Source organism: Qipengyuania nanhaisediminis (genome assembly GCF_045862805.1).
GTDB lineage: Bacteria > Pseudomonadota > Alphaproteobacteria > Sphingomonadales > Sphingomonadaceae > Erythrobacter > Erythrobacter nanhaisediminis_A.
This window is the reverse complement of record NZ_AP025760.1, coordinates 1,612,010-1,635,394: the sequence shown is the minus strand read 5'-3', so window position 1 is coordinate 1,635,394 and position 23,385 is coordinate 1,612,010. Positions and strand designations below refer to the sequence as shown.

The following is a 23,385-nucleotide window of genomic DNA, read 5'->3' as shown; positions in this document are numbered from 1 at the left end:
TTCTCTATGGTGCTGCGCTGCAACATGGCATTCCTGGTCCCGACACCTCCCCACTCGTTCACGGAGCAATTCATGACCTACCAGCAGACCATCGCCCGGATGCAATCCACCATCGATGCCGGCGGCACCCCTTTCCGAGCGGTCGATGCCGAGGCCGCGGCCCGGATGGCTGTGCAGAACCGGTTTGCGACCGGGCTCGATATCGCACGCTACACCGCGAAGATCATGCGCGAGGACATGGAAGCCTATGACGCCGATCCGGCGCAATACACCCAGTCGCTGGGCTGTTGGCACGGCTTTATCGCGCAGCAGAAGATGATCGCGATCAAGAAGCATTTCGGCAGCACCAAGCGCCGCTATCTCTACCTGTCCGGCTGGATGATCGCCGCCTTGCGCAGCGAATTCGGCCCCCTTCCCGACCAGTCGATGCACGAAAAGACCAGCGTTCCCGCGCTGATCGAGGAGATCTACACCTTCCTGCGCCAGGCCGATGCGCGCGAACTGGGCGGCCTGTTCCGCGATCTCGACGCGGCCAAGGAAGCCGGCGACGCGGTCAACACCCACCGCCTGCTTCACAAGATCGACGAGCACGAGACCCATATCGTGCCCATCATCGCCGATATCGACGCAGGCTTCGGCAATGCCGAGGCGACCTATCTGCTCGCCAAGAAGATGATCGAGGCCGGCGCCTGCGCCTTGCAGATCGAGAACCAGGTTTCCGACGAGAAGCAATGCGGCCACCAGGACGGCAAGGTCACCGTTCCGCACGAGGATTTCCTTCAGAAGATCCGGGCGATCCGGCACGCTTTCCTCGAACTGGGTGTCGAGGACGGGATCATCGTCGCGCGCACCGACAGCCTTGGCGCAGGGCTTACCAAGCAGATCGCCTTTTCCAAGGAGCCGGGCGATCTGGGCGACCAGTACAACGCCTTTCTCGATTGCGACGAGGTCGACCCGGCCGATATCACCAACGGCCAGGTCTTCATCAGCCGCGAAGGCAAGCTATTGGCGCCCAAGCGCCTGCCGTCCAACCTCTATCAGTTCCGCCCCGGAACCGGCGAGGACCGCTGCGTGCTCGATTGCATCACCGCGCTGCAGAACGGCGCCGACCTGCTCTGGATCGAAACCGAAAAGCCCCATGTCGAGCAGATCGCGGGCATGGTGGACCGGGTGCGCGAGGTCATTCCCAATGCCAAGCTGGTCTACAACAACTCGCCCAGCTTCAACTGGACGCTCAACTTCCGCCAGCAGGTCTTCGATACCTGGGCCGAAGCGGGCAAGGATGTCTCGGCCTATGATCGCGACCGGCTCATGAGCGTCGATTACGACGGGACCGAGCTGGCTGCCGAGGCGGACGAGAAGATCCGCACCTTCCAGGCCGATGCCGCGAAGCGCGCTGGCATCTTCCACCACCTGATCACACTGCCGACCTATCACACCGCGGCGCTCAGCACCGACAACCTGGCGCGCGAATATTTCGGTGACCAGGCCATGCTCGGCTACGTCAAGAACGTCCAGCGCGAGGAAATCCGCCAGGGCATCGCTTGCGTCAAGCACCAGAACATGGCCGGCAGTGACATTGGCGATGACCACAAGGAATATTTCGCCGGCGAAGCCGCGCTCAAGGCGGGCGGCAAGGACAACACCATGAACCAGTTCGCGGCAGCCTGAGGAGAGATACGATGACGACAACCGAACCGGGGCGCGCAAGGGCGCTGCTTTCGACCGCTGACATGAAACTGTTGCGCCGCGCGCTCGAAAGCCATGCCCGCGCGACCGAGGACCGCGACGAGATCGCCAAGATCAACGCGCTTCACCACCGTCTCGGGACCTACGCGCCCGATACGGAATAGACGCGCAAACCCACACGACCAGTTCTCCTGGGGAGGAGAATACGGCCGTCGGCGGCGGGGCTCACCCCGCTTCCGGCGGCCGATCTTCTTCAGCCGCCGCTCTTGGGCAGGAGGTCGAGCGTCGCCGCGACCAGCGCCTCGGTCGCGGTGGCGATCACAACCGGGGCATCGGGCGCCCAGAAGGGCGAATGCAGGCTCGGCAATTCGATCTCGCCGCGCTCGGACGCCTCGTATTGCTCCATCGGCGCACCGCCGACCCAGAAGATCAGCGATTCGACGTTTTCGGGGTCAGCGCGGTGGAACTGGCCGAAATCCTCGCCCCCCATCACGCTCGGAACTTCGCGCACGCGGCCCTCGAACCGCGCATCGAGGCCTGCCATCACCCGCTCGGTCAGCGCGGGCGTGTTGTAGGTCGAAGGGGTATAGGGATCCTGCACGATGACTTCGGGCAGCTTGTCCTCGGGCATTCCGGCGGCCAGCGCCTCGGCCCGGGAAATCCGTTCGATCCCCTCGAGCAGGGTTGCGCGCACCTCGTCGGTATAGCTGCGCACGGTGATCTGGAGATGCGCTTCGTCGGAAATGATGTTGTGCTTCGAACCGGCGCGGAAACTGCCCACGGTCACGACGGCAGGATCGAGCGGGCTGATCTCGCGGCTCACCAGCGTCTGAAGCCGCATCACGATCGCCGAACCGATCACGACCGGATCGATCGTGGTGTGCGGATAGGCCCCGTGCCCGCCAATGCCGGGAATGCGCACATCGACGCTGTCGACATTGGCCAGCGCGAAGCCGCTCGAATAGCCGATGAAACCGGCCGGCGCCTGCGCGGCATCGTGGAAGGCAAGCACGTAATCGGGCTTGGGAAAGCGGGTGTAGAGCCCGTCTTCGAGCATCGCGAGCGCGCCCTCGCCGGTCTCTTCGGCGGGCTGGAGGATCATCACCAGCGTCCCCGACCATTCATCGCGCCGCTCGGCGAGCAATTGGGCAGCGCCGACCCAGGCGGCCATGTGGGTGTCGTGGCCGCAGGCATGCATCACCCCCGTTTCGACCCCGTTGGCAGGCACCGCGGTGCGCTTCGAGGCATAGGGCAGCCCGGTCTGTTCGATCACCGGCAGGCCGTCCATGTCGGCGCGCAGCATGACGACCGGCCCAACGCCGTTTTCCATCACCGCGACCACGCCGGTGCGCCCCACGCCCTCGGTCACGGCGAAGCCCAGCGCCCGCGCACGCTCGGCGAGCTTGGCAGCGGTTTCGTGCTCCTGAAAGGAAAGCTCGGGATTGGCGTGAAGGTCCTGGTAGAGCGTGACGAGACCCGGCAGATCCTCCATCACCGCTGCACGCAATTCATCGCCGCCCTCGGCACCCATATGCCCGTCCGCATGGGCCGGGGATGCCATCACCACCGCAAGCGCAGCGCCTGCTGCAAGAAGCCGGTTCATCATCTGTCTCTCTCCCTCTCGATCACGAATTTGCCCCCGGGGGTGGAACACATGGAACACAGTCCAGAGGCAAAAAAGCAGCAAGGCGCGATCGGCACCCGAATTCGTCAGTCTGGCAAGAGCGCGTGCGGAAATCCACCTGGCGCTATTCGCACGGCCATCGGGTCGTAGGAAAGCGCTACAGCCCGTACCACAGCACCAGCAGCACCGAGAGCGAGACCACCATGATCAGCACCAGCGGCACGCCAGTCCGGATGTAATCGGAAAACTCGTATTTGCCTTCGGCCATGATCAGCATGTTGGTCTGGTAGGCGATCGGTGTCGCGTAACACAGATTGCAGCCGAACAGCACGGCCAGCACCAGCGGCTCGGGCGGGATGCCGAGCTGCGCGGCGATCGAAAACGCAATCGGCGTGCCCACGGTCGCCGCGGTCGCGTTCGAGGCGAAATTGGTGATGAAGGTCACGAAGATCATGATCGCCGCAATCACCAGCGCCGGCGGAAGATAGCCGAGCCCCAGCGAAAGCGCCTCGCCGAGCCAGGCCGCGGCCCCGCTTTCATCGATCACCCGGCCTATCGCGATGCTCGCCGCGACCAGCACGATCACCTGCCCCGACAGGGCGCGGCCCACGCGTTCGAACTTCACGCAGCCGGTCACGAACATCAGGATCGCACCTGCCAGCGCGCTGATCGCGATCGGGAACCATCCGATTGCCGCGGTGAACACAGCAAACCCCATGATCGCCGCCGAAAGCAGCGCCTTGGACCGGCGCGGAAGCTCGCGCGCGCCTTCAAGCATCAGCAGCGAATCCGCCCGGGCAAAGGTCTGAAGGTCCTCCTGCAGCCCCATCACCAGCAGCACGTCGCCTTCCTTCATGCGCAGGTCGCCGCCGTCCGAATACTGGTTCTTCTCGCCCATCAGCAGTTCGGGACGATGGATGCCGAGCACCGCGACCGAATAGAGATCGGCAATCCCCGAGGATGGCAGGGTCCGGGTGATCAGGCGCGAATCCGCGGTGACGGTCATCTCGACCACCATCACGTCCTCGCTTCGCGCCGAAGCGGTGCGCTTGATCCGGTCGAGCACCCAGCTCGGCGCAAGCTCGCCCTTCAACTCGCGCGTGGCATCCTCGAGCGCTTCGTGGCTGCCCGAGATGTGAAGGCGTTGCTGTGGCTGAAGCGGGCCGGTGGGCGGATTGTGAAAGGTGATCCCCCCGGGCAGTTTCTCGCGCACCGTCGACAATTCCTGGCCCGCAAGAAAAGACTGGCTGCCGACACGAAGGCGAGTGTGGAATTGGCGCACCTGCGCCTGCGCCTCGGCCCGGTTGTCGTCGAGCAGGCGCGGCATCACCAGCCACATGTAAGGCAGCGCGAACAGCGCGGCGAGAAGGACGATCGGGGTGAAATCGAACACGCCGATCTCGCGCATGCCCAGATCGACCGCGATCGACACGACGAGGATATTGGTCGAGGTGCCGATGGTCGTCGCCAGTCCGCCGATCAGCGAGGCGGCGTTCAATGGCATCAGCGTCTTCGACGTCGCCATCGCCCCGCGCGATGCGAGCGCCGCGAAGATCGGGATCATCAGCACCAGGACCGGCGTGTTGTTGACGAACATCGAGAGCACGAAGGCGATCAGCAGCGAGACCAGCAGGCCTATCTGCAGATTGGTCTTGAACACCCGTTCGAGCACGCGTGCCGCCGGTTCAAGCGCGCCGGTCACCACCAGCCCCCTGCCCATGATCATCAGCGCGCAGATCGTGATGAGCGCGTAGTGGCCAAAGCCGCCAAATGCGAGCGCCAGCCCGTCGATCGGACGGGTGCCTTCGAGCGGGAAGAAATAGAGGCCCACCGCGATGACCGCGATGGTCAGCAGCGAGACGATCTCGATGCTCATGCGCCCGCGCACGAACCCGACGAACATCATGATGGTCAGAACCATCGCCGCAATGGCGTGATAGGATGGAAGTTCGAGCATACCCGTCGCGCCTGATAGAACGTCTTGCAGCGCGATTGGCAAGGGATTTTGCGTGCGTCGCGGTGGGCTAACCCTGGGCGGCGGGGCTTAACGCTGCGCGCGTTTGCTCTTCGCTATTGCCGCATCGACGCGGTCCTGCGGATCGGCGAGCCGGCGCACCGCGCGCCCCTGCACCAGCCAGGACACGCCAAAGGCACCCAGGATCACCGCTTCGAGCCAGAAGGTGATGTGGTGATCGAAAAACCAACTGCCTGCGAACTGGCCGCCGATCCCGATGCCCAGCGCCGCCAGCGCGATCGTCACGCCCGAGGCGACATAGACAGCGTTGCGCTGCTGCTTGGCGCGGCTGGGTTCGCCCGATCCCTCGCGCGCGCTGGCGGGCACCTTGGTGAAGACGAACAGGCAAAAAAAGGCGAGAATGGCGAACAATATGCCCGCCGATATGGCGTGGACCCAGTAACCGAGCCGCGGCCATGTCACCGCCTCGCTGCTGCAACCGCCATCGGCCGACAGCACCTCGCAGCCGGTGATCCAGCCGCCCATCGGGACAAAGGCGGTGGTGAGCGCGGCAATCCCGGCAATGCTCGCCAGCCGCGCGACCTTGGGAGTCCATCCGCGATAGGCGAGCAGCAGCGCCCCGATCAGCGCGAGGCACCCGACGAAGAAATCGCCGAGCACGACCGGCTCGTAATAATAACCCGACAAGGCGGTGCGGAAGCGTCCCAGGAGATGGCCGCCCACGCCAAGGACGATCGGCATGGCAAAGGCGATGAAGCCGACCACTCGCGCCAGGCGGCGCTGGTCGAATCGCAATTGCGGGTCAGCGGCATAGGGATAATCGCTCGCCGGTTGGTAACGCCCGGGCCCGGTTTCGAAAGGCGTGTCCATGGCGCGATTTCCCCCGTCAATCGCGCGCGAGGTGGTGCCCCTGGCCCGACTCGAACGGGCACTCCTAAAAGGAAAGCGATTTTGAGTCGCTCGCGTCTACCAATTCCACCACAGGGGCACACGCCTCCGGCGCGAAGCGCGGCTGTTAGCCGTGCCTGTCGCGCCTGACAAGCACCACGCTCGCCCGGACGGGGAGCAAAGCCGGTTCGCGCCTAGCGCAGTGCGCCGGCGAGCAGCTTGTGGAGCTTGGAATGCAGGCCGTCATTCGCCGCGAGGACCTGCGATGAATGGATCGGGTTCGAGCGTCCGCGGAAGTCGGAGACGAAGCCGCCGGCCTCGCGCACCAGCAGGCATCCGGCCGCAGTGTCCCAATCGTTGAGCCCGCTTTCCCAGAAACCGTCAAAGCGTCCCTGCGCGAGATAGGCCATGTCGAGCGAGGCCGCGCCGAACCGGCGGATGCCGGCCACTTCGGGCCCGATCGCGCCGAAAATGCGGCTCCATTCGGCGAAATCGCCATGGCCTGCGAACGGAATGCCGGTCGCGATCAGCGCATCGGCAAGGTTGCGCCGCGCCGACACGCGCAGCCGCGCATCCTGGAGCCATGCGCCGCGGGTCTTTTCAGCCCAGTAGGTCGCGTCCTGGATCACGTCATAGACGACGCCCGCTGTCACCTCGCCCCAGCCCTTGCCGTCGAGCCGGGGTTCCTGGACTGCGATGGAGATCGCGAAATGCGGGATGCCGTGAAGGAAGTTGCTGGTCCCATCGAGCGGATCGACGATCCAGCGCGGCTTGCCTTCGTCGCCCTCGATCACGCCGGCCTCTTCCATCACGAAGCCCCAGTCGGGCCGCGCGTGGAGCAGTTCGTCATAAAGCGCGCGCTCGGCGCGCATATCCGCCTTGGAGACGAAATCGGCCGGGCCCTTGCGGCTGACCTGGAGGTGCTCGATCTCGCCGAAATCGCGGCGCAATCGGCTACCCGCCTTGCGCGCGGCGCGTTCCATGACGCGAATGAGGCCTGAAAACATGCTCATGGGCTTCAGCTGGCCTTGCCGACATAGGATTGTTCGTAGACGTCGACCACGATCCGCGTGCCGCTCTCGATATGCGGCGGGACCATGATGCGCACGCCGTTGTCGAGCACTGCGGGCTTGTAGCTCGAAGAGGCGGTCTGCCCCTTCACCACCGCGTCGGCTTCGACGATCTCGGCCTCGATCTGCTGGGGAAGCTGCACGCTGATCGGCTTTTCTTCCCACAGTTCGAGCTGGACCTGCATCCCGTCCTGGAGGAACGGGCGGGCATCGCCGAGCAGGTCGGACGGCAGGTTGATCTGTTCGTAGGTCGCCCCGTCCATGAACACCAGCATGTCGCCGTCCTCGTAGAGGAACTGGTATTCGCGGGTGTCGAGCCGCACCTTCTCGACCGTGTCGGCGCTGCGGAAGCGGACATTGGTCTTGCGCCCGTCCTGCAGGTTCTTCATCTCGACCTGCATGTAGGCGCCGCCCTTGCCGGGCTGGGTGTGCTGGATCTTGGCGACTTTCCAGATGCCGCCTTCATATTCGATGATATTGCCGGGGCGAATGTCGACGCCGCTGATCTTCATGATGGGTGCTTTCCGTGGGTGAGAGGCGCGCCGGGCCATGCCGCGCGGCCGAAAACAAAGCGCGCCAATAGCCGCTTGGCTGTGCCACGGCAAGACGCATGGCCGCGACCGCCTCGGCGATCTGCGGGGGCGCCGAGTCAATCGTGGTTAATCAGGTGGCCTTAGAGCGGCCGCGGGCGTATGAAGCGATGCGAGGAACAAAGCATAATGAAAACCATCCACGTCATCCTGTTGACCGCCTTCGCTGCCGCGCTGGCGGCAGGCGCGCCGGCCTTCGGCAGCAGCGAAAACGCAGCGGACGCGCCGACTGCCCTGCCCTCGGACGGCCCGCTCCGCACGATGCCGCACGGGGTCTATGAATGCGCGCTGCCAGGCAATGCCGGGGGCGCTGCGCACCGCGTGGTCGGGCCGGAAGGTTTCCGCATCTTCACCGCGTCGCGTTACGAGAACACCGCAGGCTCGGGCACCTATATCCTGCGCGGCCGGGAGCTGACCTTCACCCGTGGCCCAAAAAAGGGCGAGCGGTTCCGCCGGATCGGCGACAACCAGCTGCGCAAGATCGACACCAGCGGCGAGCGTACCGACCTGCTGTGCACCCGGATCGGCGCGCGCTAGCCCAGTTTCCTGGCGAAGGCCTCGATCGCGGCGACCTCGTCGCCCGACCACACCGCGCCTGACACGGCGAGGAAATCCGCACCGGCCTTGATCAGCGGCTCGCAATTGTCGGGCGTGACCCCGCCGATCGCAACAACGGGAATCTCGAACAGGCGCGCCCACCACTCGATGATCTCGAGCGTGGGGCGCGGCGCATCGCCGTTGTCCTTGGTGGTGCTGTCGAAAAAGGCACCGAAGGCGACATAGTCGGCCCCCGCCTCGCCCGCTTCCATGGCGAGGTGCTTCGAAGCGTGGCAGGTGACCCCGATCTGCGCTTCGCGGCCCAGCGCCTCGCGCGCCTCCTTCGGATCGCCATCGTCCTGACCCAGGTGCACGCCATCGGCGCCGAGTCTTTTGGCCAGCGACACGCTGTCATTGACGATGAAGGCCACCTCGCGCTCGGCGCAGATCGCCTGGAGCGGCTCTGCCAGCCGAGCCGCTTCGTGCTGATCGATCCCTTTGACCCGGAACTGGAAGGCGGTGACCAGCCCCTCGCCCGCATCGAGCGCACGGGTCAGGCGCGCGGGAAAATCGCCGCCGACCTCGAGCGGGGAGATGAGGTAAAGCTGCGTGTTCGCGCCAGACACGGGACCGGTGCCTATCCTGCCGCGCTCGCGCTCGCGATCTTCTCGATCGCGCTGCGCAGGCAGCCATCGAATTGCTCGTCCGACTGGTCCTTGCGCAGGTCTTGCAACAGGCCGCGGCTGAAGCTTGCGATCATGCCGGGGTTCTTCGCCAGCTTCTCGCACGCCTCGTCGGTCGAATAGCCGCCCGACAACGCGACCACGCGCAGCACCCGCGGATGTTCGGTCAGCGTGGTGTAGTGGCCGGGGCGCACCGGGATCGACAGCTTGAGCATCACCTGGCGGTCTTCGGGAAGCGCGTCGAGACCCTTCTTAATCTCTGCCAGCAGGATATCCTCGCCCTCCGCACGGTCACTGGCGGTGATGTCGTATTCGGGTTCGAGCATCGGCATCAGCCCGGCATCGGCGATCTTGTTGCCGACTTCGAATTGCTGCGCGACCACATCGGCAATGCCCTGCGGATTGGCCGACTTGATGATCGAACGCATCTTGGTCCCGAACATGCCGTTCGCGACCGATTTTTCGAGCAGCGCGTCGAGCTTGTCGAGCGGCTTCATCATCTGCGCGCCATTGGCTTCGTCGGCAAGGCCCTGGTCAACCTTGATGAAAGGCACGATGCCGCGATCCTTGAGCGCATCGGCGGTGGGCTTGCCATCGACCGTGCCGTCCATGGTCTTTTCGAACAGGATCGCGCCGATGACCTTGCCCTCGCCAAAGCACGGCGCGGTGATCACGCGGCTGCGCATGGCATGGATGGCAGCGAACATCTCGTCATCGCCCGACCATTCGCCGTCCTCGACGCCGTAGCCGCGCAGTGCCTTCGGTGTGGAGCCGCCCGACTGGTCGAGCGCTGCGATAAAGCCCTGGCCGTCAGCGATCCTGGCGGTCATCTGTTCGTGGTTCATGTGAGGGAGTTCCTTCGGGTCTTCGGAAACGAAAAAGGGTCTCGCGCGCTCTAACCAAGGCAAGGGGGCGCTGCAACCGGACGCGCGCCGCTACGAACAATCCAGCCGAAAGCAGGCCACCATGCTCGACCAGACCCAGGAAACCCTGTGCCGGGATCACGATTTCGATTTCAGCGACCTCACCGCATTGTTCATCAATTGCACGCTTAAGCGCGCGGGCGAGGACAGCCACACCGACACGCTGATGGACATGAGCCGCGAGATCATGCGCAAGAACGGGGTCACCGTCGATTCGGTCAGGGCCAGCGCCCATCATATCGCACACGGTGTCTATCCCGACATGACCGAGCACGGCGCCGACAAGGACGATTGGCCCCGGATCTGGAAACAGATCGAGGCCGCCGACATCGTCGTGCTCGGCACCCCGATCTGGCTCGGCGAGAAAAGCTCGCTGTGCCAGCAGGTGATCGAGCGGCTCTACGCCCATTCGGGCCAGCAGAACGACAAGGGCCAGTATGTCTTTTACGGCAAGGTCGGCGGTTGCCTCGTCACCGGCAACGAGGACGGGATCAAGCATGTCGCCATGGGCGTCCTCTATTCGCTCCAGCATGTCGGCTTCACCATCCCGCCACAGGCCGATGCGGGCTGGATCGGCGAAGCGGGACCGGGCCCATCCTATGGCGATGAACAGGACGATGGCAGCCGCGCAGGCTTTGCCAACGACTTCACCCGGCGCAACACCACTTTCACGACCTGGAACCTGATGCACTTTGCGCGCATGCTCAAGGATGCAGGCGGCATTCCTGCCCATGGCAACAGCGTCGAATTGTGGAATGAAGGGCGCCGCTTCGACGCGCCCAATCCCGAACACCGCTGAGCCGTCAGGAGCGGCGGATCCGCCGGATGATCCCGGTAAAGCTGAGCGCCGGATTGCCGTCGGCGGTGACCAGGCCGCGCACGAAGATCGTCTTGCCCCCGCCGCGCGCCTCCATCAGTGCGCCCGTCCCCGCCGGCCCGAGAAAATCGCCCGCCAGGTTGATCGTCACCGCGTGATCGCCTGCGAGCTCGTCATGGGCGATCGCGAACAGTGCGAAATCGGCAAAGGTCATCAGGCACCCGCCATGGATCGCGCCGCCGCCATTCATGTGATGCGGCTGGGTCCGAAAGGCAGCGACGCGCGACCCGTCGGCCTCGCGGCGCATGTAGAACGGGCCTGCGCGGCTTTCGAACGGGTCGCCCTCCCAGTAACGCCAGCCGGCAAATTCGCCGCTCTCGCACAGGGTTGTCTGCCCGTAGCCATCGCTTTGCGCGGGCGCGTTCAATGCACGGTCCCCTCGCCCGGCGTCTGGACCGGGAGTGCTGGCTCGTTGCCGGCCACGTTCTGCGGGGCGCTGCGCGCCGGGATCAGGTTGATTGCGATCGAGATCCGCGTGCCCTTGCCGTGAAAGGCCCGGACCGAGTGCTGCAGCCAACTTGGAAACATCACGATCAGCCCGCTCGAGGGGCGCATCTTGGGTTCGCTGTTCTGCGCTGCGCCACTGGCATCCTTGAGCCTCAGGTCAGGCGCGGTCATGCGCACCATCGGCATGCGCGGATCGAGCAATTGCAGTTCGCCGCCCAGTGCAGGGTCGCTGTCGCCTTCATAACCATCGTCGATATAGGCGACAGCCGACCAGAAACTGCCGGGATGGGTGTGATACTGGTTCGATGCACCCGCGCGCGACACGTTCGCCCACATTTCGGGCACCCAGCCATATTCGCGGCCCTGCTCGGACCCGGCATTGGCGGTGCAGGCATCGGCCATGGTCATCGCCTTGTAAGCGAGGGCGCGCGCCGCTTCGCCGCCCCATTCGATCATGTTGGTGTTCGAATGCCAGCCGCCGACATTCGAAATTTGCATCCCTGCCGCGTCGCGCGCCTGCTCGGCGAGGATCGCATCGCGCAGCACGGCCATTCCGGCCTTGCTCTGGAGCCGGTCGATCACGAAGGGGGTAGGGAAAAGCTGACGGGTCTCGGTCATGGCCTTGCCTCGTGGTGCGTGTGCATGGTCAGCGCCACAGCTGAAGCGTGCGGATCGCATCGGAGAGCGCGCGGTCGTCCTTGACCGGCGCAAGGCTGCGCTCGGCGAGTTTCCAGCGCCGCCGCACCGTTCCGCGCCGCCACAGATCGGTGAGGAGGAACTTGCCCTCCCAGGTCTGCGGCCCCAGCTTCATCTCGAGCTCGACATGGCCCGAAAACCACACCGATTTGCCGTGACGGCGCGCGGTGGTCTCGTGAAAGCGAAAGCCGAGCAGGCGGAATCGATCGTCGAAATTGCCGAGGAAACTGGCACGGTCGAGCAGGACCGGCGGAGCAGTGCCGAACATGAACAGGGCATCGCCCTGGACGAGCGCTTTCACGTCGGAAGCATCGCGGTGCATCCAGGCGCGCATCAGGATGTGTTCGAAAACCTCGAATTCGGGTTCGAGATCAGCCATTGTCGGCGCTCAGCGCGGCGACGCCCGGCAATTGCTTGCCTTCCATCCATTCGAGAAACGCGCCGCCTGCGGTCGAGACATAGGTGACATCGCCCGTCACCCCGGCCTGGGCCAGAGCGGCGACGGTATCCCCGCCGCCTGCAACGCTGGTGAGCGAGCCTTCCTGGGTGAGAGCGGCGACATGGCGCGCAAGGGTCATCGTCGCGGCATCGAAAGGCTCGGTCTCGAACGCGCCGAGCGGACCGTTCCACACCAGCGTACGACAGGTCTTGAGCACGTCGGCGAGCGCCTCGGTCGCCTGCGGGCCGATATCGAGGATCATCTCGTCTGCGGCGACTTCGTGGACGTTGCAGGTGCGCAGGCTCGGCGGGTTGGCAGCGAATTCCCTCGCTACCACCACGTCATAGGGCAGGTGCACGGTGCAGCCGGTGTGATCGGCCTCGTCCATGATCTTCGAAGCGGTGTCGGTCAGGTCGTGCTCGCACAGTGACTTGCCGACATCGACCCCGCGCGCGGCGAGGAAGGTGTTGGCCATGCCCCCGCCGATGATCAGGTGCTGGACGCGCCCGACAAGATTTTCGAGCACGGCGAGCTTGGTCGAGACCTTGGCCCCGCCGACCACGGCCGCGACCGGCGCCTCGGGATTGCCGAGCGCCGCGTCGAGCGCCTTGAGCTCGGCTTCCATCGCGCGGCCGGCAAAAGCGGGCAGGTGATGGGCCAGCCCCTCGGTCGAGGCGTGGGCGCGGTGCGCGGCGGAAAAGGCATCGTTGACGTAGAAATCGCCATGCGCCGCTATCGCCTGGGCGAAATTGGGATCGTTGTCTTCCTCGCCCGGCCAGAACCGGACATTGTCGAGCAGGCCGATATCGCCATTGCCCAGGATGCCGATCGACTGGTCGACCACGGGTCCGGCAACCTCGGGGATGAACATGATCTCCTTGCCCAGCACTTCCTCGACATCGCCCTGGACGAAGCTGGTCGAGAGCACCGAGGAGCGCTTGCCGCCCGGCCGCCCGAAATGCGCAAGGAGAAGCACCTTTGCGCCCTTGTCGGCCAGTTCGAGGATCGTCGGCTTGACCGCTTCGACGCGGGTAAGGTCTGTGGCCGACCCGTCCTTCATCGGCAGGTTGAGATCGACCCGGACGAGCGCGACCTTGCCGGTCACCTCGCCCAGGTCATCGAGCGTCTTGAAAGCGGCCATTGCGCGTATCCTTTAAAGGAATTTCGCCATCACTCCGGCGGTGTCGATCATGCGGTTCGAGAAGCCCCATTCGTTGTCATACCAGCTGACGACGCGCGCGAGCTTGCCTTCCATGACGCTGGTTTCAAGGCTGTCGACCGTCGAACTGGCGGGGTGGTGGTTGAAATCCGAGCTCACCAGCGGCTGGTCGGTATAGTCAAGCACGCCCTTCATCGGGCCCTCGGCAGCAGCCTTGAGCGCGGCATTCAGTTCCTCGGCGCTGGTGTCGCGGCCCGGGGTGAAGACGAGATCGACGAGGCTGACATTGGGGGTCGGCACGCGCACGCTCGACCCGTCGAGCTTGCCTGCGAGTTCGGGCAGGACGAGGCCAACCGCGCGCGCCGCGCCGGTGGTGGTCGGGATCATGTTCTGCGCCCCGCCGCGCGCCCGGCGCATGTCGGAATGCATCTGGTCGAGCATCCGCTGGTCGTTGGTGTAGGAATGGATCGTGGTCATGAAACCGCGCTCGATACCGACGGTGTCGTGCAGCACCTTGGCCACCGGCGAGAGGCAGTTGGTGGTGCAGCTCGCATTCGAGACGATCACGTCCTCGGCGCTCAGCGTGTCGTGATTGACGCCGTAGACGATAGTGGCGGACACGTTCTTGGCCGGGGCCGAGATCAGCACCCGCTTGGCGCCCGCGGTCAGGTGCGGTTCGGCCGCTTCGTGGCTCTGGAAGAAGCCGGTGCATTCGAGCACGATGTCAACGCCCTGCTGCGAGTGCGGGAGATTGCCCGGATCACGCTCGCAGGTGACCGCGATTTCTCTGCCATTGACGATGATCGCGCGGTCGCCGACCTCGACGGTGCCGGGAAACCGCCCGTGCGTGCTGTCATACTGGAACAGCAGCGCATTGGACTTGGTATCGGCGAGGTCGTTGATCGAGACGAGTTCGAGATCATGGTCGTCGCGTTCGAGGATCGCGCGCGCGACGAGACGGCCGATGCGGCCAAAACCGTTGATGGCAACTTTGGTAGCCATGAATGAAGCTCCTGCTTAGGCTTTGAGTGTGTCGAGAATCTGCGGAACGATCGCGTCCGCGGTAATGCCGAATTTTTCGAACAGGTCCGGTGCCGGGGCCGACGCGCCGAAGCGGTCGAGCCCGATGGCGAGCCCGCGCGGATATTCGCTGGTGGCGATGTAGCGTTCCCAGCCGAAGGTCGATGCCGCCTCGATCGAGACGCGCAGCCCGCCCTCGCCCAGGACGCGGGCGCGGTAATCGTCATCCTGCTCGTCGAACAGCTCGGTCGAGACCATCGAGACGACCGCTGCCGAGATGCCCTTGTCAGCGAGCCGATCCGCGCATTCGAGCGCGACATGCGTTTCCGAGCCGCTGGCGATGATCGTGACCTGCCGGTCCCCGTCCGCCTCGCGCAGGACATAGCCGCCGCGCGCGGAAAGGTTTTCGTCGGCCATTTCGGTGCGCAGTTGCGGCAGGCCCTGGCGGCTGAGCGCGAGCACCGAGGGGCGGCCCTCCTGCTTCAGCGCGATTTCCCAGGCCTCGGCGGTCTCGACCGCGTCGGCGGGACGCAGGACCAGGAGGTTGGGCATGGCGCGTAGCGAGGCGAGGTGTTCGATCGGCTGGTGCGTCGGGCCGTCTTCGCCAAGCCCGATGCTGTCATGGGTCATCACGTAGATCACCCGCGCCTGTTGCAGCGCGGACAGGCGGATCGCGCCGCGCGCGTAGTCGGTGAAGACGAGGAAGGTGCCGCCATAGGGGATCACGCCGCCATGCAGGGCCATGCCGTTCATCGCCGCGGCCATGCCAAACTCGCGAATGCCGTAATAGACGTAGCGGCCCGCGTAATTGTCGGCGGTGAATGGCTCGAGCCCGCCGGCCTTGGTGTTGTTCGACCCGGTGAGGTCGGCGCTGCCGCCGATCGTGTCGGGCAGGCGCGGATTGATCTCGGCCAGCGCCATTTCGCTCGCCTTGCGGGTCGCGATCTTGACCGGGTTCGCGATTAGCGAGGCGACGTATTCGCGCATTGCATCGCCGTGCGGCAGTTCGCCGGCCATGCGGCGGTTGAATTCGTCAGCCTGTCCGCTCTCGTTCAGCCGCGTTTCCCACGCGCCGATGGCCTCGTGTCCGCGCTCTCCGGTCGAGCGCCAGTTGGCGAGAATGTCATCGGGAATGACGAAGGGTTCGGCGTCCCAGCCCAGCTCCTCGCGCGCGGCGGCGATCTCGTCCTCGCCGAGCGGCGCGCCATGGGTGGCGCTGGTGCCCTGCTTGCTCGGGGCGCCCTTGCCGATCACGGTCTTGCAATCGATCAGCGAGGGACGTGGATCGGCCTTGGCCTCCTCGATCGCGCGGTCGATATCGGCGAAATCGTGGCCGTCGCAGCTCACAACGTGCCAGCCGGTCGCCTCGTAGCGCGCCTTGATGTTCTCGCTGGTCGAAAGATCGGTCGGCCCGTCAATGGTGATCGCATTGTCATCCCACAGCACGATCAGCCGACCCAGATTGAGGTGACCGGCAAGCCCGATCGCCTCGTGGTTGATGCCTTCCATCAGGCAGCCGTCACCGGCAATCGCATAGGTGCGGTGATCGACCAGGTCATCTCCGAACACCGCGTTGAGATGGCGTTCCGCCATGGCCATCCCGACCGCCATGGCGAGCCCCTGGCCGAGCGGTCCGGTGGTGCATTCGACCGCTTCGAGGAGGAAATTTTCCGGGTGGCCCGCACACGGACTGCCGAGCTGGCGGAAATTGCGGATGTCCTCCATCGTCGGGCGCGCATAACCCGACAGGTGAAGCAGCGAATAGATCAGCATCGAGCCGTGCCCAGCCGAAAGCACGAAGCGGTCGCGATCGGCCCAGTCGGGGCGCGCGGGATCGAACTTCAGGTGGCGGTCGAACAGGACGGTGGCGACATCGGCCATGCCCATCGGCATTCCGGGATGGCCCGAATTGGCAGCCTGCACGGCGTCCATCGAAAGGGCGCGGATGGCATTGGCCATTGGCTGGAGACGGGCAGGATCGATGCTCATGGCGCAGGTGGGCTCCTGGTAGCGCCGCAATGGGCGCAGGTAACGCTCGGACTGCTCGGCGCGGCGGCGCGATTCGCCCCTGCCGGGCCGGGCGAGAAGAGCCATTGCCGAGGCGCTGTTTGAGGTCAACACTTGCCCCGCTTCGCTCCCCCGGCGAGTGTCCGGGCGGCGCTGTTGCAGAGCACTTATCAACAGGCCGGCCCAAGACTTTGCTATCGCGCCGGTTCTTGGTAAATTCGGCGTTGTTATGAGCGCAGGCCGCATCGACAGGGCGATGGCACGCATCAATGCCGCCTTTGCGCGGATCGAAACCGCCCGCGCGCATCACGGCGCTTCTTCCAGCACCACTGCGAACGACCAGGCCGGTTCGGCACGGGTCACCGCGCTCGTCAATGCGCATGAGAAACTGCGCGAGGAAGTCGCTGACACGATTGGCGAAATCGACGCGCTGATCGAGGAGCTCGAAGCATGAGGCGGACGCCGTGACCAAGGTGCGCATCAAGGTCGGCCCGCGCCAATACTCGATCGCCTGCGGTCCGGGCGACGAAGAAAAGGTCGCGCGCTTCGGCAAGCTGATCGATGAAAACTATGCCAAGCTCGGCACCGCGCGCGCAGCCCAGGAAAGCGAGAACGTGGTGTTCGCAGCGCTGTTCATGGCCGACGAGCTCGACGAGGCGCGGACCGCGCTCGGCGATGCACGGACCGAACTGGCCGAGCTGCACCGCGAATTGCAGGCCGCCAGGGACGATCTGGCCAATGCAACCCGCCATGCCAGCGAACGCAGCGAGGAGGACAAGGCGCGCGCCGGGGGCAAGAAGGCCGAATTGCGCGCCGAGATCGAGACCTTGCGCAAGGCCGAGGAACGCGCCCGCATGGACAATGCCGCGCTCAAGGCAGAAATCGCCGCGCTCGAGGAACAGGCGCGCCATCAGCACGACCTGTTCGGCGGACCGGCAGAGGACGCGGCCCTGTCCGAAGCACTCGCCGAAAAGCTCGAGGCGCTCGCCGCGCGCGCAGAGAAGACCGCGAGCGAGCTTGAAGGTCGGGCCGAGCCGTCCTAAATCTCCGATTGGCGGGGCTGCCCGGCACGAGCCACCGAATATCCCTGAGGCTATAAGCAATCCAAGGGAGCTGTCCCTGCCCTGGTCCACCAGTTCGGCTGTGGGATCGGGGTACACGGCGCCCACCTGACGTTTAGGCGTCAGAGGATTTCATGGCACCGACCCATGGTGGTCCCGCCACTTGCTCGCAGGCGCAGGCAATTGCCGCGCTTGCCAGCGCGTGGACACCTATCAGAGCGGAGCGTTCGTGACCCCTCCCCCATCAAAGTCCCGGCTTCGCAAAAGCTTGCGCACAGCGCGGCAGCGGCACGTTGCTGCCCAGCCCGATTCTATACGCGGCTTGCTGTTCCACCGCCCGCCAGCCCCCCTTCTCGCAAAGATCGGCAGCGAGGCGGTCATCGGCCTCTATGCCGCGAACGAGTACGAAGCTCCCACGGCTGGATATGCCCGGTTCTTCCAGGAAGCGGGCCACCGCATCGCCCTGCCCTTTTTCGACAGCGCCGAGGCGCCGATGGCGTTTCGCGAACACACCGACCCGCATGGCTTCAGCGATTGCCAGCCCGGCCCCTGCGGCATCGCACAGCCAGACAACGATGCCGTCGATCTCGTGCCGGATATCGTGTTCGTGCCGCTGGTCGGGTTCACACCAAAGCTCGACCGGCTCGGACAGGGCGGCGGGCATTACGACCGCTGGCTCGCCGCGCATCCCGGCCGCATCGCCATCGGGCTCGCCTGGGACATCCAGCTGGTCGCGAGCCTTCCAACCGAACCGCACGACATCGCGCTCGATGCTGTCGTCACCCCCACCCGCATTTTCGGAGCCTGATCTTGCGCGAAGAACCCACCTGGCGAATTCCTGTCGGCATTTTCGGCCTTCTGGTCGCGCTGATGGTCTATGCCATCGTCATCGCGCGCTATGCGCCCGCGATCATCGGCGATTGGCCGACCCTCGTTCAGACCGTGGTCTATATCGTGCTCGGGCTGGTCTGGTTGCTGCCGCTCAGGCGCTTCCTGATCTGGATGGAAACAGGGCGCTGGTCGCCGCCCGGCGAAAGCGAGTAGCCGCCCGCGCCGCAGGCCGCGGGCCGCGAAACGGCTCCCACGCACGCGAAAAAATGGCGAAGTGTCACGCTTCGCCCGATCGTTCCGGATTGTCTGGAAAATTCCCCAAGTGGCGCGAGTGACGGGACTCGAACCCGCGACCTTCGGCGTGACAGGCCGACACTCTAACCAACTGAGCTACACCCGCGCAGCCACTTGGGAGCAGCGCCAATAGGACCGGGTGAAAGACGTGTCAACGCTCTGCGAGCACCTTTTTTGCGCTCCGACGAAATTATTTCAGCAGTTCTCGTATTTCCAGTTCTTGCGCTTGCCATCGCCGATCCATTTGGCCGCCTCGGCGATGCGTTTCTGCCGCGTTTCCTCGCGCTTTGCCGAGGTGATCCAGGTGATGTAATCGCGCCGCTGGGCCGCGGTGAAATTGTCAAAAACCTCCTGCGCGCCCGGAGTGGCCGCGATCGCCGCGGCGAAGTCATCGGGCGTGGGCGGCGCGTCCTTTGGACTGGCGGCCTTCGCCTTTTTCGTAGCCGCGTCTTCGCCCGAGCGAATCCGCGCGGCCTTGGCCCTGATCATCGCGGTCAGTTCGTCATCCGATGGCAAGTCGTCGAGGCTGGTGATGCGGCCAAGCTCGCCCATCGCCTCGCCCCCGCCTTCCCCTTCGAGGATGAAGGCGCAATGCTGCTTGAACGAGGCCATGCCGCAAAGCTGGCGGCCCTCCAGAATCCAGAACGGCGCGCCCCAGCGCGTTTCCTCCACCGCTTCGGGTTCGGCACGCCCGGCAACATCGCGCAAGTGCCTGAGGATCGGCTGCGCAAACGGCTGCGCCCGTTCGATATAGTCATCGACTTTCGGATTGCCGGCCATGTCATCTCTCCTTCCTGTCGCGACAGAGAGATTATCGCCTAATCCGAAAGCAGCAAGACCGGCGTTTCGATCAGCTTCTTCATCTCCTGGATGAAGCTGGCGGCGTCATAGCCGTCGACCACGCGGTGATCGCACGAGATCGAGATGTTCATCAGCTTGCGCTTCTCGATCCGCTCGCCGCCATCAGCCTGACTCACGAACATCGGCCTCTCGATGATCCGGTTGGGACCGATGATGGCGACCTCGGGCCGGTTGATGACGGGCGTGGTCGCGACCCCGCCGAGCGGGCCGAGCGGGCCGAGCGAGGTTACCGTCAGCGTCGATCCCGACAACTCGTCGGACTTGGCCGAACCGTCGCGCGCGGCATTTGCAAGGCGACCGATCTCGGCCGCGAGCTGCCACAGATTGCGGTCCTGTGCGTTGCGGATAACCGGTACCATCAGGCCATTATCGGTCTGCGCCGCCATGCCCAGGTGCACCGCGCCGTGGCGGGTGACGACGTTCGCCTCGTCATCGTAACGCGCATTGATCATCGGGTAATCGGGAACCAGCTTGCAGATCGCGGTGATCAGCAGCGGCAGCATGGTGAGCTTGGGCTTGTCGCCGCGCGCGCTGTTGAGATCGGCGCGCATCGCTTCGAGCGCGGTGACATCGCATTCCTCGACATAAGTGAAATGCGGGATGTTGCGCTTGGCCGCGCTCATGTTCTGCGCGATCCGCTTCCTGAGGCCGATCACCTTGACCGGTTCGTCCTCGCGCTTGCGACCGGCAGGGGCAAAGCCGCCACCCGCATTATAGGCGAGATACTGGTCGAGATCGCCGTGGCGCACACGGCCGTCTTCGGCGGGCTTGACCTGCGACAGGTCGATATTGAGCTCTTTCGCGCGCTTGCGCACCGCGGGGCTGGCGAGCACCTTTGCGCCCTGAGACGCAGCGGGAGCCGGTTCGACCGGCTGCGCGGGAGCGGGTTCGGGATCGGCCGCCATCGCGTCATCGGCATCGGAGGCATCCGATGTCTCGACCTCGATCCGTTCTTCGACCTCTTCAGCCTTGGGAGACGGCGCGGGGGCCGGATCGGGCTGCGATTGCTCGTGCGCATCGTTTTCCGCTTCGTCCTCGACCTCGCCTTCGACCTCGATCACCAGCAGCATCGATCCGACCGCGATCACGTCGCCGACCTCGCCTGCGACCTCGATGACCTTGCCATCGACCGGGCTTTCGATGTCGATCGTCGCCTTGTCGGTCATCACGTCGACCAGGTGCTGGTCTTCGCTGACCGTGTCACCGACCTTGACATGCCATTCGACGACTTCCGCCTCGGCCACGCCTTCGCCCACATCGGGCATGTTGAATGTGAATTTCGCCATTGCGCTTACTCGCTGAGAATCTTGTCGATGGCCTCGCCAATGCGGACGGGACCGGGGAAATAGGCCCATTCGAGGCTGTGCGGATAGGGGGTGTCGAACCCGGTCACCCGTTCGACCGGGGCTTCGAGGTGGTAGAAGCACCGCTCGGTCACCAGAGCCGAAAGCTCCGCGCCGAAACCGCTTGTGCGGGTGGCCTCGTGAACGATCAGGCACTTGCCGGTCTTCTTGACCGATTCCTCGATCGCCTCGATGTCGAGCGGCACCAGGGTGCGCAGGTCGAGGATATCGGCTTCCACGCCCTTCTCGCGCGCGACCGCCTCGGCGACATGGACCATGGTGCCATAGGCGAGAATGGTCAGTTCCTCGCCCTCGGTCACCTGGCGCGCCTTGCCGAGCTGGATCTTGTAGTAGCCTTCCGGCACCACCGAATCCTTGTGCTTCTTCCAAGGCTCGACCGGCTTGTCGTAATAGCCCGAGAACGGCCCGTTATAGATGCGCTTGGGTTCGAAGAAGATGACCGGGTCATTGTCCTCGATACAGCTGATCAGCAGCCCCTTGGCATCATGGGGGGTCGAAGGGATGACCGTCTTGAGGCCGGAAACGTGGGTGAAGATCGCTTCGGGCGATTGCGAGTGGGTCTGACCGCCGAAAATGCCGCCGCCGAAGGGCGTGCGCACCGTCATCGGCGAGATGTAATCGCAGGCCGAACGGTAACGCAGGCGCGCGGCCTCGGAAATCAGCTGGTCGAGGCCGGGATAGATGTAGTCGGCAAACTGGATTTCCGGCACCGGACGAAGGCCGTATGCACCCATGCCGACCGCCACACCGATGATCCCGCATTCGGAGATCGGCGTGTCGAAGACGCGTGTCTTGCCGTGCTTGTCCTGGAGGCCGGCGGTGCAGCGGAACACGCCGCCGAAATAGCCGACATCCTCGCCCATCACGATCACGTCAGGATCGCGTTCGAGCATGATGTCGAGCGCTTCGTTGATCGCCTCGATCATGTTGATCCGGCGTTCGGTTTCGCCTTCGCTGGCAGGCGCTGTTTTCACGTCAGTGCTCATTTGCCCGCTCCGTCCTTGGGGTGGCTGTCTGGCCACTTGATCTTGCGTTCACGGGTGGCCTGCTCGGCCTGCTCTTCGAGATGCCAGGGCAGTTCCTCGAAGACGTCCTCGAACATGGTGTGGAACGGGTGGTGGAGGCCGTGGCCGAGAATGCCGTTCTTCTCGGCTTCCTTGGTGGTCTTCTTGACCAGTTCGGCCGCATCGAGGTCCATCTTCTGCTGCCGGTCCTCGTCCCATTCGCCGATCGCGATAAGGTGCTTCTTGAGGCGCATCACCGGATCGCCCAGCGGCCATTCCTCGCGTTCCTGCGCGCTGCGATAGCCGCTGGGATCGTCCGATGTGGAATGCCCCTCGGCGCGGTAGGTGAAATATTCGATCAGGGTCGGGCCCTTGTTCGCCCGCGCGCGATTGGCGGCCCATTGCTGCGCTGCAAAACAGGCCAGGGCGTCATTGCCATCGACCCTCAGGCCGGCCAGGCCATAGCCCAGCGCACGTGCTGCAAAGGTCGTGCGTTCAGCGCCTGCAAAGCCCGAAAAGCTAGAAATCGCCCACTGGTTGTTGATCACGTTGAGGATCACCGGCGCGTTGTAGACGGTCGCGAAGGTGCAGGCCGAGTGGAAATCGCCTTCCGCGGTCGAACCTTCGCCCACCCAGGTCGCGGCGATCCGGCTGTCGCCCTTGATCGCGCTCGCCATCGCCCAGCCCACCGCCTGCGGCGTCTGCGTGGCAAGATTGCCCGAGATCGAGAAGAAGCTGTGCTCGCGGCTCGAATACATGATCGGCAGCTGGCGGCCTTTCAGCTTGTCGCCCTTGTTCGAATAGATCTGGTTGATCATCTCGATCAGCGGGTAGCCGCGCGCGATCAGAACGCCCTGCTGGCGATAGCTGGGGAACACCATGTCATCGCTCGCCAGCGCCATCGAGGCCGCGACCGAAGTCGCCTCCTCGCCGGTGCACTTCATGTAGAATGACGTCTTGCCCTGGCGCTGCCCGCGGAACATGCGTTCATCGAACGCGCGCACCAGCGCCATGTGGCCGAGCATGGTGCGAAGCGTTTCGGGATCAAGCTTGGGGTCCCAGGGACCGTGCGCCTTGTCGTCATCGCCGAGCACGCGGACGAGGCCATAGGCAAAGTCCTTCATCTGGTCGGGATGGGTCGCTTCATCGGGGCGCGGCAGATCGCCGGGCTGGCCGATATCGATATCGGAAAAATCGACCGCGTCACCGGGCCGGTACTTGGGTTCGGGCACATGCAGCGCGAGCCGTGGGCGGTTGTCGCCGCCGTTCGCGCCTGTCGAGGGGGTATCGGCCTTCTCGGCCATAGGCTTGCTCTCCCGGCAAAGACTTGTGGGGCGTCGCCTATG

At 64.8% G+C, this 23,385-nt stretch carries 25 protein-coding genes and 2 tRNA genes; 8 read left to right on the top strand and 19 right to left on the bottom strand.

All coding sequences use genetic code 11. The features are described from left to right. Positions 1-72 precede the first annotated feature (72 nt). A complete protein-coding gene (locus tag ACKTSM_RS07855) occupies positions 73-1,671 on the top strand; it encodes an isocitrate lyase (RefSeq protein ID WP_407874102.1) in 1,599 nt (532 codons plus the stop codon). An 11-nt stretch (positions 1,672-1,682) separates the two neighbouring features. Next, a complete protein-coding gene (locus ACKTSM_RS07850) occupies positions 1,683-1,853 on the top strand; it encodes a hypothetical protein (protein WP_407874101.1) in 171 nt (56 codons plus the stop codon). A gap of 89 nt (positions 1,854-1,942) precedes the next feature. On the opposite strand, the gene ACKTSM_RS07845 is transcribed toward ACKTSM_RS07850, so the two are convergent. The 6 genes from ACKTSM_RS07845 to efp form a co-directional block, all read right to left on the bottom strand. Further along, positions 1,943-3,292, bottom strand: coding sequence for an amidohydrolase (locus tag ACKTSM_RS07845; RefSeq protein WP_407876337.1), 1,350 nt, complete (start codon positions 3,290-3,292; stop codon positions 1,943-1,945). 178 nt (positions 3,293-3,470) lie between these two features. Beyond that, entirely contained in the window at positions 3,471-5,270 is a 1,800-nt protein-coding gene (locus tag ACKTSM_RS07840; protein ID WP_407874100.1) for an SLC13 family permease, read from the bottom strand. An 87-nt stretch (positions 5,271-5,357) separates the two neighbouring features. Continuing rightward, positions 5,358-6,158, bottom strand: a complete 801-nt coding sequence (locus ACKTSM_RS07835; RefSeq protein ID WP_407874099.1) for a hypothetical protein — start codon at positions 6,156-6,158, stop codon at positions 5,358-5,360. 32 nt (positions 6,159-6,190) lie between these two features. After that, positions 6,191-6,276, bottom strand: a tRNA-Leu gene (locus ACKTSM_RS07830). Positions 6,277-6,370: 94 nt separating this feature from the next. Continuing rightward, entirely contained in the window at positions 6,371-7,189 is an 819-nt protein-coding gene (locus ACKTSM_RS07825; protein WP_407874098.1) for an inositol monophosphatase family protein, read from the bottom strand. Positions 7,190-7,194: 5 nt separating this feature from the next. Then, a complete protein-coding gene (efp, locus tag ACKTSM_RS07820; RefSeq protein WP_407874097.1) occupies positions 7,195-7,758 on the bottom strand; it encodes an elongation factor P in 564 nt (187 codons plus the stop codon). A 207-nt stretch (positions 7,759-7,965) separates the two neighbouring features. Here efp and ACKTSM_RS07815 point away from each other — a divergent pair, with 207 nt between their 5' ends. Then, positions 7,966-8,373, top strand: a complete 408-nt coding sequence (locus ACKTSM_RS07815) for an elongation factor P (protein WP_407874096.1) — start codon at positions 7,966-7,968, stop codon at positions 8,371-8,373. Here the strand turns inward: ACKTSM_RS07815 and thiE are convergent. Then, complete coding sequence (gene thiE / locus ACKTSM_RS07810) at positions 8,370-8,999, bottom strand: thiamine phosphate synthase (protein ID WP_407874095.1); 630 nt, start codon at positions 8,997-8,999, stop codon at positions 8,370-8,372. The genes ACKTSM_RS07815 and thiE overlap by 4 nt on opposite strands. A gap of 11 nt (positions 9,000-9,010) precedes the next feature. Then, positions 9,011-9,901: a fructose bisphosphate aldolase gene (locus ACKTSM_RS07805; protein WP_407874094.1), complete on the bottom strand. Its 891-nt coding sequence runs from the start codon at positions 9,899-9,901 to the stop codon at positions 9,011-9,013. Positions 9,902-10,022: 121 nt separating this feature from the next. Here ACKTSM_RS07805 and ACKTSM_RS07800 point away from each other — a divergent pair, with 121 nt between their 5' ends. Further along, positions 10,023-10,778, top strand: coding sequence for a flavodoxin family protein (locus ACKTSM_RS07800; RefSeq protein ID WP_407874093.1), 756 nt, complete (start codon positions 10,023-10,025; stop codon positions 10,776-10,778). Between the two features lie 4 nt (positions 10,779-10,782). On the opposite strand, the gene ACKTSM_RS07795 is transcribed toward ACKTSM_RS07800, so the two are convergent. From ACKTSM_RS07795 to tkt, 6 genes are read right to left on the bottom strand one after another with little or no spacing between them, the layout of a single operon-like run. Then, positions 10,783-11,223 (bottom strand): PaaI family thioesterase, encoded by a 441-nt coding sequence (locus tag ACKTSM_RS07795; protein ID WP_407874092.1) that lies wholly within the window; start codon positions 11,221-11,223, stop codon positions 10,783-10,785. Continuing rightward, on the bottom strand, positions 11,220-11,921 hold the full coding sequence (locus ACKTSM_RS07790; RefSeq protein WP_407874091.1) for a 2OG-Fe(II) oxygenase family protein: 702 nt from the start codon (positions 11,919-11,921) through the stop codon (positions 11,220-11,222). Before ACKTSM_RS07790 ends, ACKTSM_RS07795 begins: the two co-directional genes overlap by 4 nt. 28 nt (positions 11,922-11,949) lie before the next feature. Next, positions 11,950-12,378, bottom strand: a complete 429-nt coding sequence (locus ACKTSM_RS07785; RefSeq protein ID WP_407874090.1) for a DUF4440 domain-containing protein — start codon at positions 12,376-12,378, stop codon at positions 11,950-11,952. Further along, positions 12,371-13,579 (bottom strand): phosphoglycerate kinase, encoded by a 1,209-nt coding sequence (locus ACKTSM_RS07780; RefSeq protein ID WP_407874089.1) that lies wholly within the window; start codon positions 13,577-13,579, stop codon positions 12,371-12,373. Before ACKTSM_RS07780 ends, ACKTSM_RS07785 begins: the two co-directional genes overlap by 8 nt. A 12-nt stretch (positions 13,580-13,591) precedes the next feature. Beyond that, positions 13,592-14,599: a type I glyceraldehyde-3-phosphate dehydrogenase gene (gene gap, locus ACKTSM_RS07775; RefSeq protein ID WP_407874088.1), complete on the bottom strand. Its 1,008-nt coding sequence runs from the start codon at positions 14,597-14,599 to the stop codon at positions 13,592-13,594. 15 nt (positions 14,600-14,614) lie between these two features. Then, positions 14,615-16,606: a transketolase gene (gene tkt, locus ACKTSM_RS07770; RefSeq protein WP_407876336.1), complete on the bottom strand. Its 1,992-nt coding sequence runs from the start codon at positions 16,604-16,606 to the stop codon at positions 14,615-14,617. Positions 16,607-16,880: 274 nt separating this feature from the next. Between tkt and ACKTSM_RS07765 the strand changes: the two genes are divergently transcribed. From ACKTSM_RS07765 to ACKTSM_RS07750, 4 genes are all read left to right on the top strand, one after another. Continuing rightward, the gene (locus ACKTSM_RS07765) at positions 16,881-17,078 is read left to right on the top strand and encodes a hypothetical protein (RefSeq protein ID WP_407874087.1); all 198 of its coding nucleotides are present in this window, start codon (positions 16,881-16,883) and stop codon (positions 17,076-17,078) included. 10 nt (positions 17,079-17,088) lie between these two features. Continuing rightward, positions 17,089-17,667, top strand: coding sequence for a cell division protein ZapA (zapA, locus tag ACKTSM_RS07760; protein WP_407874086.1), 579 nt, complete (start codon positions 17,089-17,091; stop codon positions 17,665-17,667). A 247-nt stretch (positions 17,668-17,914) separates the two neighbouring features. Further along, entirely contained in the window at positions 17,915-18,493 is a 579-nt protein-coding gene (locus tag ACKTSM_RS07755) for a 5-formyltetrahydrofolate cyclo-ligase (protein ID WP_407874085.1), read from the top strand. A gap of 2 nt (positions 18,494-18,495) precedes the next feature. Then, positions 18,496-18,729, top strand: a complete 234-nt coding sequence (locus tag ACKTSM_RS07750) for a DUF2842 domain-containing protein (RefSeq protein WP_407874084.1) — start codon at positions 18,496-18,498, stop codon at positions 18,727-18,729. Positions 18,730-18,839: 110 nt separating this feature from the next. Here the strand turns inward: ACKTSM_RS07750 and ACKTSM_RS07745 are convergent. From ACKTSM_RS07745 to ACKTSM_RS07725, 5 genes are all read right to left on the bottom strand, one after another. After that, positions 18,840-18,916: transfer RNA gene (locus ACKTSM_RS07745), tRNA-Asp, on the bottom strand. Between the two features lie 89 nt (positions 18,917-19,005). Further along, the gene (locus ACKTSM_RS07740; protein WP_407874083.1) at positions 19,006-19,590 is read right to left on the bottom strand and encodes a YdeI/OmpD-associated family protein; all 585 of its coding nucleotides are present in this window, start codon (positions 19,588-19,590) and stop codon (positions 19,006-19,008) included. A gap of 38 nt (positions 19,591-19,628) precedes the next feature. After that, positions 19,629-20,957 carry a dihydrolipoamide acetyltransferase family protein gene (locus ACKTSM_RS07735; protein WP_407874082.1) on the bottom strand — a complete coding sequence of 443 codons (1,329 nt, stop codon included), beginning with the start codon at positions 20,955-20,957 and terminating at the stop codon, positions 19,629-19,631. Positions 20,958-20,962: 5 nt separating this feature from the next. Next, positions 20,963-22,021 carry an alpha-ketoacid dehydrogenase subunit beta gene (locus ACKTSM_RS07730; RefSeq protein WP_407874081.1) on the bottom strand — a complete coding sequence of 353 codons (1,059 nt, stop codon included), beginning with the start codon at positions 22,019-22,021 and terminating at the stop codon, positions 20,963-20,965. Then, a complete protein-coding gene (locus ACKTSM_RS07725) occupies positions 22,018-23,343 on the bottom strand; it encodes a thiamine pyrophosphate-dependent enzyme (RefSeq protein ID WP_407874080.1) in 1,326 nt (441 codons plus the stop codon). The genes ACKTSM_RS07730 and ACKTSM_RS07725 overlap by 4 nt, the downstream gene beginning before the upstream one ends. Positions 23,344-23,385: the final 42 nt, after the last annotated feature.

What these genes read in the sequence shown, in the direction of transcription:
- ACKTSM_RS07845 (WP_407876337.1), bottom strand. Translation starts at nt 3,292, where the DNA reads ATGAACCGGCTTCTTGCAGCAGGCGCTGCGCTTGCGGTGGTGATGGCA.
- ACKTSM_RS07800 (WP_407874093.1), top strand. Translation starts at nt 10,023, where the DNA reads ATGCTCGACCAGACCCAGGAAACCCTGTGCCGGGATCACGATTTCGAT.
- efp (WP_407874097.1), bottom strand. Translation starts at nt 7,758, where the DNA reads ATGAAGATCAGCGGCGTCGACATTCGCCCCGGCAATATCATCGAATAT.
- ACKTSM_RS07835 (WP_407874099.1), bottom strand. Translation starts at nt 6,158, where the DNA reads ATGGACACGCCTTTCGAAACCGGGCCCGGGCGTTACCAACCGGCGAGC.
- ACKTSM_RS07840 (WP_407874100.1), bottom strand. Translation starts at nt 5,270, where the DNA reads ATGCTCGAACTTCCATCCTATCACGCCATTGCGGCGATGGTTCTGACC.
- ACKTSM_RS07730 (WP_407874081.1), bottom strand. Translation starts at nt 22,021, where the DNA reads ATGAGCACTGACGTGAAAACAGCGCCTGCCAGCGAAGGCGAAACCGAA.
- tkt (WP_407876336.1), bottom strand. Translation starts at nt 16,606, where the DNA reads ATGAGCATCGATCCTGCCCGTCTCCAGCCAATGGCCAATGCCATCCGC.
- ACKTSM_RS07735 (WP_407874082.1), bottom strand. Translation starts at nt 20,957, where the DNA reads ATGGCGAAATTCACATTCAACATGCCCGATGTGGGCGAAGGCGTGGCC.
- ACKTSM_RS07790 (WP_407874091.1), bottom strand. Translation starts at nt 11,921, where the DNA reads ATGACCGAGACCCGTCAGCTTTTCCCTACCCCCTTCGTGATCGACCGG.
- ACKTSM_RS07805 (WP_407874094.1), bottom strand. Translation starts at nt 9,901, where the DNA reads ATGAACCACGAACAGATGACCGCCAGGATCGCTGACGGCCAGGGCTTT.
- ACKTSM_RS07815 (WP_407874096.1), top strand. Translation starts at nt 7,966, where the DNA reads ATGAAAACCATCCACGTCATCCTGTTGACCGCCTTCGCTGCCGCGCTG.
- ACKTSM_RS07765 (WP_407874087.1), top strand. Translation starts at nt 16,881, where the DNA reads ATGGCACGCATCAATGCCGCCTTTGCGCGGATCGAAACCGCCCGCGCG.
- ACKTSM_RS07740 (WP_407874083.1), bottom strand. Translation starts at nt 19,590, where the DNA reads ATGGCCGGCAATCCGAAAGTCGATGACTATATCGAACGGGCGCAGCCG.
- ACKTSM_RS07780 (WP_407874089.1), bottom strand. Translation starts at nt 13,579, where the DNA reads ATGGCCGCTTTCAAGACGCTCGATGACCTGGGCGAGGTGACCGGCAAG.
- ACKTSM_RS07850 (WP_407874101.1), top strand. Translation starts at nt 1,683, where the DNA reads ATGACGACAACCGAACCGGGGCGCGCAAGGGCGCTGCTTTCGACCGCT.
- ACKTSM_RS07785 (WP_407874090.1), bottom strand. Translation starts at nt 12,378, where the DNA reads ATGGCTGATCTCGAACCCGAATTCGAGGTTTTCGAACACATCCTGATG.
- ACKTSM_RS07855 (WP_407874102.1), top strand. Translation starts at nt 73, where the DNA reads ATGACCTACCAGCAGACCATCGCCCGGATGCAATCCACCATCGATGCC.
- ACKTSM_RS07825 (WP_407874098.1), bottom strand. Translation starts at nt 7,189, where the DNA reads ATGAGCATGTTTTCAGGCCTCATTCGCGTCATGGAACGCGCCGCGCGC.
- gap (WP_407874088.1), bottom strand. Translation starts at nt 14,599, where the DNA reads ATGGCTACCAAAGTTGCCATCAACGGTTTTGGCCGCATCGGCCGTCTC.
- ACKTSM_RS07725 (WP_407874080.1), bottom strand. Translation starts at nt 23,343, where the DNA reads ATGGCCGAGAAGGCCGATACCCCCTCGACAGGCGCGAACGGCGGCGAC.